The organism is Azospirillum brasilense (assembly GCF_001315015.1).
GTDB lineage: Bacteria > Pseudomonadota > Alphaproteobacteria > Azospirillales > Azospirillaceae > Azospirillum > Azospirillum brasilense.
In genome coordinates this window covers 622,845-635,913 of record NZ_CP012915.1, presented here as the reverse complement: position 1 = coordinate 635,913, position 13,069 = coordinate 622,845, and the positions used below count along the sequence as shown (strand labels likewise).

The 13,069-nt window shown below is 71.4% G+C and carries 13 protein-coding genes; 5 read left to right on the top strand and 8 right to left on the bottom strand.

Annotated features, from left to right (window positions below):
• The first annotated feature begins 28 nt into the window (after positions 1-28).
• Positions 29-781: a 2-keto-4-pentenoate hydratase gene (locus tag AMK58_RS16635; protein ID WP_035676349.1), complete on the top strand. Its 753-nt coding sequence runs from the start codon at positions 29-31 to the stop codon at positions 779-781.
• A 192-nt stretch (positions 782-973) separates the two neighbouring features.
• On the opposite strand, the gene edd is transcribed toward AMK58_RS16635, so the two are convergent.
• Together edd and AMK58_RS16625 are read right to left on the bottom strand one after the other, a co-directional pair.
• Positions 974-2,776 (bottom strand): phosphogluconate dehydratase, encoded by a 1,803-nt coding sequence (gene edd / locus AMK58_RS16630; protein ID WP_059399203.1) that lies wholly within the window; start codon positions 2,774-2,776, stop codon positions 974-976.
• 28 nt (positions 2,777-2,804) lie between these two features.
• Positions 2,805-3,356 carry a gluconokinase gene (locus AMK58_RS16625; protein ID WP_051140407.1) on the bottom strand — a complete coding sequence of 184 codons (552 nt, stop codon included), beginning with the start codon at positions 3,354-3,356 and terminating at the stop codon, positions 2,805-2,807.
• A 118-nt stretch (positions 3,357-3,474) separates the two neighbouring features.
• On the opposite strand from AMK58_RS16625, the gene gntR reads away from it, so the two are divergent.
• Together gntR and gndA are read left to right on the top strand one after the other, a co-directional pair.
• Positions 3,475-4,533 carry an HTH-type transcriptional regulator GntR gene (gntR, locus tag AMK58_RS16620; RefSeq protein WP_236778279.1) on the top strand — a complete coding sequence of 353 codons (1,059 nt, stop codon included), beginning with the start codon at positions 3,475-3,477 and terminating at the stop codon, positions 4,531-4,533.
• Between the two features lie 97 nt (positions 4,534-4,630).
• Positions 4,631-6,073 (top strand): NADP-dependent phosphogluconate dehydrogenase, encoded by a 1,443-nt coding sequence (gene gndA, locus AMK58_RS16615; protein ID WP_059399202.1) that lies wholly within the window; start codon positions 4,631-4,633, stop codon positions 6,071-6,073.
• 113 nt (positions 6,074-6,186) lie between these two features.
• Here gndA and AMK58_RS16610 read toward each other — a convergent pair whose 3' ends face one another.
• The 3 genes from AMK58_RS16610 to AMK58_RS16600 all read right to left on the bottom strand — a co-directional run bounded on the left by AMK58_RS16610 (position 6,187) and on the right by AMK58_RS16600 (position 8,457).
• Positions 6,187-6,987: an oxepin-CoA hydrolase, alternative type gene (locus AMK58_RS16610; RefSeq protein WP_059399201.1), complete on the bottom strand. Its 801-nt coding sequence runs from the start codon at positions 6,985-6,987 to the stop codon at positions 6,187-6,189.
• Positions 6,984-7,415, bottom strand: coding sequence for a PaaI family thioesterase (locus tag AMK58_RS16605; protein WP_035676358.1), 432 nt, complete (start codon positions 7,413-7,415; stop codon positions 6,984-6,986). Before AMK58_RS16605 ends, AMK58_RS16610 begins: the two co-directional genes overlap by 4 nt.
• A 61-nt stretch (positions 7,416-7,476) precedes the next feature.
• Positions 7,477-8,457, bottom strand: a complete 981-nt coding sequence (locus tag AMK58_RS16600; RefSeq protein ID WP_035676360.1) for a S1C family serine protease — start codon at positions 8,455-8,457, stop codon at positions 7,477-7,479.
• A 213-nt stretch (positions 8,458-8,670) separates the two neighbouring features.
• On the opposite strand from AMK58_RS16600, the gene lysM reads away from it, so the two are divergent.
• Positions 8,671-9,156, top strand: a complete 486-nt coding sequence (gene lysM / locus AMK58_RS16595; RefSeq protein ID WP_035676412.1) for a peptidoglycan-binding protein LysM — start codon at positions 8,671-8,673, stop codon at positions 9,154-9,156.
• Positions 9,157-9,312: 156 nt separating this feature from the next.
• Entirely contained in the window at positions 9,313-10,194 is an 882-nt protein-coding gene (locus AMK58_RS16590) for a hypothetical protein (protein WP_035676362.1), read from the top strand.
• A gap of 3 nt (positions 10,195-10,197) precedes the next feature.
• On the opposite strand, the gene AMK58_RS16585 is transcribed toward AMK58_RS16590, so the two are convergent.
• From AMK58_RS16585 to AMK58_RS16575, 3 genes are read right to left on the bottom strand one after another with little or no spacing between them, the layout of a single operon-like run.
• Positions 10,198-10,962, bottom strand: a complete 765-nt coding sequence (locus AMK58_RS16585; protein WP_059399200.1) for an ABC transporter permease — start codon at positions 10,960-10,962, stop codon at positions 10,198-10,200.
• Positions 10,959-11,897, bottom strand: coding sequence for an ABC transporter ATP-binding protein (locus tag AMK58_RS16580; protein WP_059399199.1), 939 nt, complete (start codon positions 11,895-11,897; stop codon positions 10,959-10,961). The genes AMK58_RS16585 and AMK58_RS16580 overlap by 4 nt, the downstream gene beginning before the upstream one ends.
• Complete coding sequence (locus AMK58_RS16575; protein ID WP_059399198.1) at positions 11,894-13,066, bottom strand: ABC transporter permease; 1,173 nt, start codon at positions 13,064-13,066, stop codon at positions 11,894-11,896. Before AMK58_RS16575 ends, AMK58_RS16580 begins: the two co-directional genes overlap by 4 nt.
• Positions 13,067-13,069: the final 3 nt, after the last annotated feature.

Genomic DNA, 13,069 nt, shown 5'->3' with positions numbered 1-13,069 from the left:
CGAAGGCCCGAAGACGATGTCCGAAGAGATGAACGAGTCCGCATTCAACGCTTCCGTCGATGCCCTGATCCAGGCGCGCAAGAGCCGCGACTGGTTGTCCGCCCTACCGACCCGCCCCACCAGCGAGGCCGAAGCCTACGCCATCCAAGACGCCGTGGCCCGCCGCCTCGGCCCGGTCGTCGCATGGAAGGTCGGCGCCCGCACCCCGGAGTCCGAGCCGTTCCGCGCGCCCATCCACGCCGACACGCTGTTCTTCGACACCACGGTGCTTCCCGCGGCGGACTATCAGGTCATCGGCATGGAAGCCGAGATCGCCTACAAATTGGCCAAGGATCTGCCGCCCCGCGCCGAGCCCTACAGCCGCGAGGAGGTCCTCGACGCCGTCGAGTCGGTCCATCCCGCCTTCGAGATCGTCGACACGCGCTTTGCCGGCTTCGGCTCGCAGGAGTGGTTCAGCCACATGGCCGACCAGTTCAACCACGGTGCCCTGGTCGTCGGCCCGGCCATCGCCGACTGGCGCTCGCTGGAGCCGCTGAAGGAGCGCGTCGCCCTGGTCGTCGACGGCGAGACGAAGGCCGACACGGTCGCCGGCAACTCGGCGGGCGAGCCGGTGCGGCTTCTGGTGTGGATGGCCAACACCGGCGCGGTCAGCCTGGGCGGCCTGAAGGCCGGCGACGTGGTGACCACCGGGTCGCACGTCGGCACCGTCATGGTCCCGGCGGGCAGCACGTCGGTCGCCGTGTACGGGACGATGGGCACCTACGAGCTGACGGTGAAGTGAGCGAGTTCCCCCTTCGCTGTCAAAGGCCATCACCTCTGGCCTTTCTTTTTAGCCCTCTCCCCTCTGGGGAGAGGGTGCCCGCGAAGCGGGCGGTGAGGGGGTTGCGCGTGGCGGTACGTCCGGCACAAGCGCAACCCCCTCACCCTAACCCTCTCCCCAGAGGGGAGAGGGAATTTGCATTGGAATCATCCCTCACCCGAACACCGACGCCCCGGCCTCGGCACTGCCGACCGCCCGGCGGAACACACCGAACAGCTCCCGCCCGCAGCCGACACCGGCATCGGCCGGTGCGTCCGCCAGCGGGCGAGCGGTCCACTCCGCGTCGTCCACCAGCACCTCCAGCGTGCCGCGCTCGGTGTCCAGCCGCAGCATGTCGCCATCCCGCACCCTGCCCAGCGGCCCACCCGCCGCGGCTTCCGGCGTGACGTGGATCGCCGCCGGGACCTTGCCCGACGCCCCCGACATCCGCCCGTCCGTGACCAGCGCCACCCGGTAGCCGAGATCCTGAAGCACGCCCAGCGGCGGCGTCAGCTTGTGCAGTTCCGGCATGCCGTTGGCCTTCGGACCCTGGAAGCGCACCACCACCACCACGTCGCGGTGCAACTCGCCGCGGCGGAACGCCGCCTGCACCGATTCCTGGTCGGTGAAGACGCGGGCCGGCGCTTCGATGACGCGATGGTCCGGCTTCACGGCGGAGACCTTCACCACCGCGCGGCCCAGCGGCCCGCTCAGCACGCGCAAGCCCCCCTCCGCCGCCATGGGCGACGCGACCGGAGCCAGCACGGCGGGGTCGGCGCTCTCGTGGACCGCTGCGCCCCGCACCAGTTCGCTCCCCTCCAGCCGCAGCGGACGGCGGTAGGCCGCGATGCTGTCGCCCTCCCACACAGTGGCGGCGTCGCCGTGCAGCAGACCGGCGTCGGCCAGTTCCCCGATCAGGAAGGCCATGCCGCCCGCCGCCTCGAAATGGTTCACGTCGGCGCTACCGTTCGGGTAGACGCGGGCGAGCAGCGGCACCACCGCCGACAGCTCGGCGAAGTCCTCCCAGGTCAGGGCGATGCCCGCCGCCGCCGCGATGGCCGGCAGATGCAGCGTGTGGTTGGTCGAGCCGCCCGTCGCCAGCAGCCCGACCACCGCGTTGACGATGGCGCGCTCGTCCACGATCTCCCCGATGGGCGTGCGCAGGGCGACCACCCGCCGCGCCGCCGCGTCGGTCAGCGCGTCGCGCAGCGCCGTGCCGGGGTTGGCGAAGCTCGATCCCGGAAGGTGCAGCCCCATCATCTCGACCAGCATCTGGTTGGAGTTGGCGGTGCCGTAGAAAGTGCAGGTGCCCGGCGCGTGGTAGGACGCGGCCTCGGCCTCCAGCAGCGCGTCCTTGTCCAGCTTGCCCTCCGCGTATTGCTGGCGGATGCGCCCCTTCTCCTTGTTGGGCAGGCCGGAGGGCATCGGCCCGGCGGGCACGAAGACGGTGGGCAGATGGCCGAAGGACAGCGCGCCGATCAGCAGACCCGGAACGATCTTGTCGCAGACGCCGAGGCACAGCACGCCGTCGAAGGTGCCGTGCGACAGGGCGACCGCCGTCCCCATGGCGATCACCTCGCGGGAGAACAGCGACAACTCCATCCCCGGCTCGCCCTGGGTGACGCCGTCGCACATGGCCGGCACGCCGCCCGCCACCTGCGCCACGCCGCCCGCCGCGCGCACCGCCGCCTTGAGCCGCTCCGGATAGTCGCCGTAGGGCTGATGGGCGGACAGCATGTCGTTGTAGGAGGTGACGATGCCGATGGCCGGCAGGGAGCCGCCACGCAGCGCCGCCTTGTCCTCCGCGGCGGTGCAGCCGGCGAAGCCGTGCGCGCGGTTGGCGCAGCCCAGCGCCAGACGGCGCGGCCCCTGGGCCGCCGCGGCGCGCAGCCGCTCCAGATAGGCGGCGCGGGTGGCGTGGCTGCGCTCCCGGATGCGGCGGGTGACGGCGTCGAGGACGGGATGAAGACTCGTCATGGCGCGATCCTTCCAGACGGCGGACTGTTCAGGCGGCGGGAGCGATCCGGGAGGAGACGCGGGCGGCGATCTCCGCCGGGCTGGCGTCGATGTCACAGACGATGCCGAGTTCCCCGGACTCCAGCGGCTCGAGCGCCGCGAACTGGCTGTCGAGCAGGGTGGTCGGCATGAAATGGCCGGCGCGCAGCGCCATGCGGGCGTGGATGGTGTCCCGGCTGCCGTCGAGATGAACGAACAGGACGCGCGTCCCGCCGGCGCTCAGCCGGTCGCGGTAGCGCCGCTTCAGCGCGGAGCAGGACACGACGATCGGCGCCCTGGCCTCCTTCGCAAGGACGATGTGGGCGGCAAGGGTGTCCAGCCAGCCCCAGCGGTCCTCGTCCTGGAGCGGGATGCCGGCGGACATCTTCGCGATGTTCTCCGGAGGGTGGAAGCCGTCGCCCTCCAGGAACTGCCAGCCGAGCCGCCGGGCCAGTTCCTCCCCCACCGAGGTCTTGCCGCAGCCCGCCACGCCCATCACCACGATCGCGTCCACGGCCCCGCTTATGTTAGCGGTAACATCGGGAGACGGAAGAGCGCTCATGCCGGTCGGTCCTCAAAAGAAAACGGGTTGGGAGAGATGCGCATGTTACCGCTAACAAACGAGGCTTGTAAAGCCCAATCCGGCGCGGGATAATGGCCGCCGGACCACTGGAACGCCGATGACCGCCACCCCCCGCAAACCCCGATCCTCGCGCAGCGGACGCGCCACCATGGCCGACGTCGCCGCCGCCGCCGGGGTCAGCGCCATGACCGTGTCCCGCGCCCTGCGCCGGCCCGACACGGTCAGCGAGGAGGTGCGCGCCCGCGTCGAGGAGGCGAGCCGCCGCCTGGGCTTCGTGCCCAGCCGCGTGGCGTCGGCGCTGGCCTCGGCGCGGACGATGACGGTGGCGGTGCTGATCCCCTCCTTGACCAACGCCGTCTTCATCGACCTGCTGGCGGGCGTGCAGGAGACGCTGAGCCCGCAAGGCTACCAGCCGCTGGTCGGCATCACCGGCTACGGCCCGGAGGCGGAGGAGCGCGTCCTGCGCACCCAGCTCGCCCACGATCCGGACGGGGTGATCCTGAGCGGGCTCGACCACACGCCGGGCACCTGGGACCTGCTGCGCGGCCTGACGATCCCGGTCATTCACACCATGGATCTGACCGCGGAGGGTGAACACAGCGATTGCCCGGTGCAGACGGTCGGCTTCTCGCAGTTCGACGCCGGCTACGCCGTCGGCGCGCATCTGGCCGCGCGGGGGCGGCGGCGGATCGGGCTGATCGCCGGGCAGCTAGACCCGCGGACGCGCCAGCGCTGCGACGGCTGGCGGCAGGCGCTGCGCGACGCCGGGCGGCACGACCCCGCCTTGGAACTGATGGTGCCGGACGCCACCTCCGTCGCGCTGGGCGCGGAACTGCTGGAGCGCGCACTGGCCACCCACCCGGACACCGACGCGCTGTTCCTGTGCAACGACGATCTGGCGCAGGGCGCGCTGTTCCAATGCGCGCGGCTCGGCATCCCCGTGCCGGAGCGGCTGGCCGTTGCCGGCTTCAACGATCTGGCGGGGGCGGCCTGGACCGTCCCGCCGCTGACCACCGTCGCCACCCCCCGCCGCGCGATCGGCGTGGAGGCGGCCCGCCTGCTGATCGCGGGCATGGCGGACCGGACGCCGAAAAGCCGGGAAAATCCGCGCCGCGTGGATCTGGGCTTTCGCCTGATGGTCCGCGAGACCACTTGAGAGACCGCAACCGACCCCCGCGCCGCGGGGCGTCAGCGAAGAGCCAATCCCCGCACAGCGGGGTATCGTCAAAGAGAATTCACGGGAGTTCGTTGTGATGGTGCAGGGCAACGCGACCAGGACCGGGGCGGAAACCACCGCCGTCGGCTCGGCCGACATCGCCGTCCTCGGCCTGGGCGTGATGGGGCGCAACCTCGCCGCCAATCTGGCCGACCATGGGGCCGTGGTGGCGGGCTACGACCTGGACGAGGGGCGCCGCGGCGCCTTCGCCGCCCAGGTGGGCAACGCCGTCCCCTGCGCGTCGGTGGAGGACCTGCTGGGCGCGCTCAAGGCGCCGCGGACGATCCTGATGATGGTGCCCGCCGGTGCCCCGGTGGACGAGCTGACGGCCGCCCTGCTGCCCCGCCTGTCGCCGGGCGACGTGCTGATCGACGGCGGCAACTCCCACTTCCGCGACACCAACCGCCGCGCGGCGCTCGCCGCCGCGGCGGGCGTGCGCTTCGTCGGGTTGGGCGTGTCGGGCGGCGAGGAGGGCGCGCGGCGCGGCCCCGCCCTGATGGCCGGTGGCGATGCCGAGGCGCTGGCCCCCGTCGCCCCGCTGCTGGCCGCCATCGCCGCCCGCGCGCCGGACGGCGAGTCCTGCTTTGCCCGCGTCGGGCCGGAGGGGGCGGGCCACTTCGTGAAGATGATCCACAACGGGATCGAATACGCCGACATGCAGCTGATCGCCGAGGCGTATCATCTTCTGCGCGAGATCGGCGGCTGCTCCTACGAACGACTGGCGGACATCTTCGCCGAATGGAACGGCGGGGAGCTGGCCTCCTACCTGATGGAGATCACCACCGACATCCTGCGCACGAAGGACGGCGAGACCGGCGCCCCGATCCTGGAGGTCATCCGCGACGCCGCCGGCCAGAAGGGCACCGGCCATTGGGCGGCGACCACCGCGCTGGAGCTGGGCATGCCCGCCCCGACCATCGCCGAGGCGGTGCACGCCCGCTGCCTGTCCGCCTTGAAGGACGAGCGCGTGCGCGCCGCCGAGGCGCTGGCCATCCCGCACGTTCCCTCCACGGAGGATCTGGTCGCGTCGGTCGGCGACGCGCTGCTCAGCGGGCGGATCGCGGTCTACGCCCAGGGCTTCGCGGTGATCGCCGCGGGCAGCCGGCAGTTCGGCTGGGATGTCGATCTGGCGGCGGTGGCGCGCATCTGGCGTGGCGGCTGCATCATCCGCGCCCGGCTGCTCGACCGCATCCTGACCGCGCTGAACCGCGCGCCGGAGCTGCCGAACCTGATGCTGGACCCCGACATCGCCGGCCTGATGACCCACGGCGACGCCGGCTTCCGCCGCGTGGTGGCCGCCGCGACCCTGGCCGCGGTGCCGGTGCCGGCGATGGCCTCGGCGCTGTCCTATTGGGACGGCTACCGCAGCGGCCGGCTGTGGGCCAACATGATCCAGGCCCAGCGCGACTATTTCGGCGCCCACGGCTACGAGCGCACCGACCGTCCGGGCATGGTGCACACGGAGTGGAAGGGGGCCTGAGGTCACGGCACGGGCCCCCACCCCGGCCCTCCCCCGCTCCGCGGGAGAGGGAGAACAGTCCCCTCCCCTGCGAAGCGGGGGAGGGTTAGGGAGGGGGCCCCCCACACCCGCGCTCACCCCTTCGGAAACACCGGCGCCCGCTTCTCGAAGAAGGCGGTCACACCCTCCCCGGCCTCGTCGTTGAACAGCGACTCCACGAAGGCGTCGCGCTCGCGGTCAAGCTGATCCGCCAGCCCGCCGTAAGCCACCTCCAGCAGCCCCTTGGCGCGGCCCAGCGCAGCGGTCGGGCCGGCGGCCAGCCGCTCCGCCCAGGACGTCGCCTCGGCCAGCGCGCCGCCGGGGGCGGTCAGCCGGTTGACCATGCCAAGCTGCGCCAGACGCGGCGCCCCGACGCGCCCGCCCTCGAACAGGATCTCCGCGGCGAGCTGCGGCGGCAGCGCGCGGGCCAGCGACGCCGTGCCGCCGCCGTCCGACGTCAGCGCCACCTTGATGTAGGACAGGGTGAAGACCGCGTCCTCCGCCGCGACGATCAGGTCGCAGGCCAGCGCCAGCGGGAAGCCCGCCCCGCCCGCCGGACCCTCGACCGCGGCGATCACCGGCTTGGGGCAGGCGCGCAGGCTGCGGATCATGGCGTGGAAGCTCTCCACCCCCGCCCGCACCGCCTCGCGGTCGCCACCGCGCGCCTCCTTCAGCCATTTCAGGTTCCCGCCGGAGCAGAAGGCTCCTTCCGCGCCGGTCAGCACCACCGCCCCGACGCTCGCGTCCGCCGCCGCCGCGTCGAAGGCGGCGCGGGCCGCCTCCATCAGCGCCGGGCCGATCGAGTTGCGGGTGGCCGGGTCGTTGATGGTCAGGCGCAGGACACGGCCGTCCTGGGCGATGTCCAAACCAGTCTTCTTATCGTTCGTATTGGTCATCGGGGCGTTCCCTCCGGATTTTCACTTCCCGGAGCATACTTGAACATTCCCTCGGCGGACGCCAGCAGCGCGCCGTCGTCCTTGCGCCGCACCTCACCGCGGCAACCGACGATCTTGCGCCCGCCGCCCAGCAGCGTGCCGCGCGCCACCACCGTGCCCTCCGCCACCGCGCCCAGGAAGCTGGAGGACAGCGACAGCGTGACCACGCGCCGCGAATGGCCGGGCACCGTGCAATGGGTCGCCGCGAATCCCATGACGGTGTCGAGCAGGGTCATCAGCGCGCCGCCGTGCAGGACGCCGCCCCGGTTGCGGTGCTGCGGAGCGATGGTCAGCTCCACCTCCGCCACGCCCTCATCCCAGCGCACCAGCGTGTAGCCGAGCAGGGTCTGGAAGCCGGAGGCCGGTTCCCCCTTCATCAAGTCGTCCATAAAAGCGCTCTCCAACCCGTCTTCTTGGTTCTGAGGCGCCAGTGTCGCACAGATGGGCGTGTCAGTGCCGCCGCGCCGCCTTCAAAAAGCGCTCACGGTCACTGGAGCCGACGCGCATGTCGAAGACGTCGCCCTCCCGCTCCATGGTCAGCGGCACGTCGACCCCCGCCGGGCCGAGATTCCACAGAGCCCGGTAGAAGTCGGCCAGCGAGCCCACCGGCTGCCCGGCAACGGCGCGCACCACGTCGCCGGCCCGCAGTTCCGCCCGCTGCGCCGGCCCGTCGCCGGCCAGCCCGACCAGCACCACCCGTTCCCGCTCGTCCTGCGTGGCGTAGAGGCCGAGCCAGGGGCGCGGCGGGTCGCTGACCCTCCCGCGGGTCATCAGGTCGTCGAGGATCGGCTTCAGCAGGTCGATCGGCACGTTCATGTTCAGTGGCAAGACGCGCTCCTCCGGCGCCCGGTATTGGAGCTGGAGGGAGCCGATGCCCAGCAGTTCGCCCCCCGCCCCCAGCATCGCCGTGCCGCCCCAGTTGGGATGGGCCGGCAGGGTGAACAGCGCGTCGTCGATCATGTATTCCCAGTAGCCGGCGAACTCCTGCTGGGCGACCACCCGCGCGGTGATGGACCGTTCGCGCCCGCCGGCCCCGGCCACCACCACCGGGTCGCCCAGTTGCACATGGCGCGACGAGCCGAGCATCAGCGCCGGCACGCCGAGCGGCGACAGCGCCTGCACCAGCCCGAAGCCGCTGGTGTGGTCGTAGGCGACGACATGGGCCTGCACCGCCCGCCCGTCGTTGGTGGTCAGCCAGACCTCCTCGGCCTCCGCGATCAGATAGCCGATGGTCAGGACCAGCCCGTCCTCGCGGATGACGGCGCCCTGCCCGGCGCGCTCCGTGCCCAGAACGCCGGCGGTGTAGGCGTCTTCAGGAACGCTGGCCCGCAGCCCGACCACGGCGGACAGCGCCCGCTCCAGGTCGTAGGCCAGATCATCCGGGTCGGGCTGGAATTGCGGCGGAATCCGCCAGTCGTCGGACGGGTTCATCGGCGGCTCCTTTGCGCAGGGGACGGTGTGATCCTCTCCCCTTTCGGCGTGATTCTCTATGACGTTATTTGGGCTCCATGGCCTTATTTGGGAAGTCGAACGCGCCTGCTAAGCCCGGCGTTCCTACCCCCCTCCTCCGCGCGTGAAACCAGCGAGCCGCAGCGATGTTGTTCGGGATCGCTTCACCATGGCGACCAACCGAGGGAGGACATGATGGGCCTGTTCGATTTCTTCCGCCGCGATCACGGCGAAAAGGTCGGTGCCGCGGACAACCCGACCGCCGATGAGCTGAAATCCCACCTGACGCAGGTCGGCCTGCCGACCAACGGGCTGGACATCCAGGTCGCCGACGACACCGTGACCGTGCGCGGCAGCGCCGCCTCGCAGGAGGAGAAGGAGAAGATCGCGGTGGCGCTCGGCAACGTGAAGGGCGTGTCGCGGGTGGACGACCAGACCGCCGTCATCGCCAAGGACCAGAGTGCGGGCGGCCCCGACCAGCCGACCGTGCCGCCGACCGGGCAGCCGGCCAGCCAGACGCAGTTCCACACGGTGGAGAAGGGCGACACCCTGTCCGCCATCGCCAAGAAGGTCTACGGCGATCCCAACCGCTACAACGCCATCTTCGAGGCGAACAAGCCGATGCTGAAGGACCCGAACAAGATCTACCCCGGTCAGGTCCTGCGCATCCCGCCGCAGTGAGACGGCACCGTCCCGCGGCGGCAAGGCTCCGCCGCGGGATCGGTCCGCAAAGGTGCAGATCGCGCCGGACTCTCCCGTCTTTCCGACCGATCTCGAATTGCTCCGCCCAAGCCCGTTCGGCAGGCTCTCCCCACAACCGGCAGGGAGGAGCAGGCCATGAAGATCATCGGATACCCGGACGACCTCATTCCGCGCGTCGCGGCGGCCAGCCTGGGCACCTGCCAGGACCGCCCGGCCTGCGTAAAGCTCCTGGAGGGGCTCGCCGCCGCGGAGAAGGCGTTCGAGTCGATCACCTGGAACCGGGTGATGCTGCACGCCCTCGCGAAGCCGGAGCCGCTGGACGACGACGTCATCAGCACCTACGAAGCCGAGGTGGCCAAGGTCGTCAACCTCATGTTCCGCAAATTGAAGACGGTCAATGCGCTGGCCGCGGAAGCCGCCAAGGATCTGGGCGTTCTGACGAAGGCTCACCCGAAGGCCACGGTGGCGAAGAAGGCCTTGGCCTTCGCCAAATCGGTGCCGGCCGTCACGGCCAAGCTCATCAAGACGTTCGAGGAGGCCATCGCCAAGGACCGCAAGGACATCAGCGCCCGATTGGCGAAGGACGAGGCCGCCTATGAAAAGCAACGGAAGGCGGACCAGAAGGCGCAGGCCAAGGACAGCCCATTCGTGAATCCCTTTGAAAAGAAGGGAATTGAAGAAATCCTGAAAAGCAACAAACTGACGCTGCTGTTGCACGCTGTCGCCGAGCAGGGGAAGACCGGCGAGAACATCGAGTTCCTTTCGATCACCCGCAAGGGCGTCGATCAGAAGAACGCTCCCAAGCTCTACAAGGTGTTCATCAACCAGAACAGCGCCAAGGGCCTGAACATCGACGACCATCTGCGAAATGATTTTCTCAACGGGATCGACAGCGGCGCCTACACGGACGCCCTGAAGAGCATCCGGACGCATGTGCTGAAAGTTGTGAACGAGGACACGCTGCCTCGCGCCAGGAAGCTCGACGAGACGGCCTTGCGCAAGCTTGGCTACAAGTGACCGTCAGGCCGCGTCTCGATCGGTGTCGGGCCGCCAGCGGGTCAGGCGCGCCGCCAGCCGGTCGAAGCCGGCGTCCAGCACCACCGCCAGGGCGGCCACGATCACCGCGCCCTGGATGACGTAGGCGGGGTTGGAGCCGTTCAGCCCGACGATGATCGGCAGGCCCAGCGTCTTCGCCCCGACCGTGGAGGCGATGGCCGCCGTGCCGAGATTGACGACCGCCGCCGTCCGCACCCCGGCCAGGATCACCGGGGCGGCCAGCGGCAGTTCCACCCGCCACAGCAGCGCGCCCGGCCCCATGCCCATGCCGCGCGCCGCCTCGCGCACCGGTTCCGGCACCGATTCCAGGCCGGCCACGGTGTTCTCCACGATGGGCAGCAGCCCATAGAGGGTCAGCGCGATCAGCGCCGGGGCCGGGCCGAAGCCGAGGACGGGGACCGAGACGGCCAGCACCGCCACCGGCGGGAAGGTCTGTCCCATCGCCGCCACCGCGTCGAGTATGCCACGGAACTCCCGTCCGAAAGGCCGGGTCACCGCAATTCCGGCCGCCCCGCCGAGCAGCACCGCGATCAGGCTCGCCCCGCCGGCCAGGGCCAAATGGTCGAGCGTCAGGGCGAGGAAGCCGTCCGCCTCGTACAATGGCCGGTCGAGCGCCGGGAAGGCGGCGGCGAACAGCGGCTTCAGCGCCGGCATCCCCAGCACCAGCGCCGCCAGGACGAGCAGCCCCAGCGCCAGCCGGTCCGTCAGTAGGCTCCGCAGGCGACTCACCGCCGGTCCGCCCCGCGCAGCAGGTCGGCGAGATGGAGCGTGCCCATCGGATGCCCCTGCCCGTCCGCCACGGGAAGCCGGTCGGTGCCGCGCGCCACCATCGCGGCCAGCGCTTGGCGCAGCGACGCCTCCGCCGGCAGGGGATCGCCCGGCGCCGTTTCGCCGGGGCGCAGCCGCTCCGTCACCGTCTCCACGGCCAGCCGCTTCAGCCCCCACTCCTCGCGCCCCACCAGATCGCGCACCCGGTCGTCGGCGGGATCGGTCAGGATGTCGAGCGGCGTGCCGCTCTGCAGCAGCCGCCCACGGTCCAACACGGCGATCCGGCTGGCCAGCGCCAGCGCCTCGTCCATGTCGTGGGTGACGAAGACAATGGTGGTCCCGGTCGCCTTGTGGATCGCCGCCATCTCCGCCTGCAAGGCCCCACGGGTGATCGGGTCGAGCGCGCTGAACGGCTCGTCCATCAGCAGGATGTGCGGCTCCGCCGCCAACGCGCGGGCGACGCCGACGCGCTGCTGCTGCCCGCCGGATAGTTCGTGCGGGTAGGCGCCGCGGTAGCGCTCCGGGTCGAGGTTCAGGAGGGCGAGCAGCTCCGTCACCCGGTCGCGCACCCGCGCCCTGGGCCAGCCGAGCAGGTCCGGCACGGCGGCGATGTTGCGCTCCACCGTCCAGTGCGGAAACAGCCCGACGCTCTGGATCACGTAGCCCATGCGGCGGCGCAGCGCCTCCGGCTTCAGGCGGGCGATGTCCTCCCCCTCCACCCGGATCGTCCCGGCGTCGGGGGCGATCAGCCGGTTCATCATCCGCAGAACCGTGGACTTGCCGGAGCCGGACGGTCCGATCAGCACGCGGAACTCACCCGCCGACACGGTCAGCGACAGGTCGTCCACGGCGGTCCAGGCGCCGAACCGCTTGGTCACTCCCTCGAAGGCGATCACGCCGCCACCCTCCCGAGTCTCGACAGCGCCAGCGCCGAGGCCAGCTTGAGCGCCGCGTCGGCGGCGACGGCCAGCAGGATCACCGGCACCGCCCCCAGCAGCACGAGGTCCAGCGCGTTGGCGAACAGACCCTGGAACATGATGGCTCCCAGCCCGCCGGCGCCGATCAGCGCCGCCACCGCGGCCAGCCCAACCGCCTGGACCAGGGTGATGCGCAGCCCGGCCAGGAACACCGGCAGGGCCAGCGGCGCCTCGACCCGCCAGAAAATCTGGCGCGGCGTCATGCCGATGCCGCGCGCCGCCTCCCGCACCGGCTCCGGCACGCCGGCCAGCCCGGCGGCCGTGTTCCGCGCGATGGGCAGCAGCGAATAGAGCGTCAGCGCGATCACCGCCGGCACCGGCCCCACCCCGCCGATTCCCAGCCCCGGAAAGGCGGCGGCCAGCGCCGACAGTGGGGCCAGCAGCAGCCCGAACAGAGCGATGGACGGGATCGTCTGCACCACGTTCAGCACCGGGAAGACCAGCCGCCCCACGGCAGCGGAGCGCTGCGCGGCGATGCCCAGCGGCACGCCGATCAGCAGGGTCGGCACCAGGGCTGCGGCGACCAGAGCGGCGTGGCGCAGCACGGCCCCGGCGAAGACGTCCCGCTGGTTGGCGTATTCCTTCATGATCGAGAGCTGGTCGAGATGCCCGGCGGCGAACTGCCCGCCGATCAGCGCCGCCGCCAGGACCCCCATGGCGACCCGCCCTGCGGGACCCAGCCCCAGCCGCCGCACCCCGTCGAGAACAGCGAGCAGAGCCGCCGCCTCCATCACCCAGAATCCCGCCCCGAACGAGGTCCGCGCCGCCGGGCTGGCCGTCGCGGCGAGCAGGACGGCGTGCTGCCCGGCCAGCCAGACCAGCCCCGCCGCCGCCAGAACGCCACCCCCGACATACAGGGCATTCACCGCCCGGCCCGGCCGCAGGAACGGCACGGCCAGCAGCAGGGCGACCGGCAGCAGCGCCGCCCCGCTCCACCCCGCGCCCGCCACCGTGCTCAGCGCGACGGCCTTTCCCGACAGCAGCCGGTTGGGCGCGAAGCCAAGGAACGGCAAAGCCAGCGCCGCCACCACGGTCATGGCGGCGAGCAGCAGGGCGACGCGGTTGTGGATCGGACGGACGCGGGTCATCCC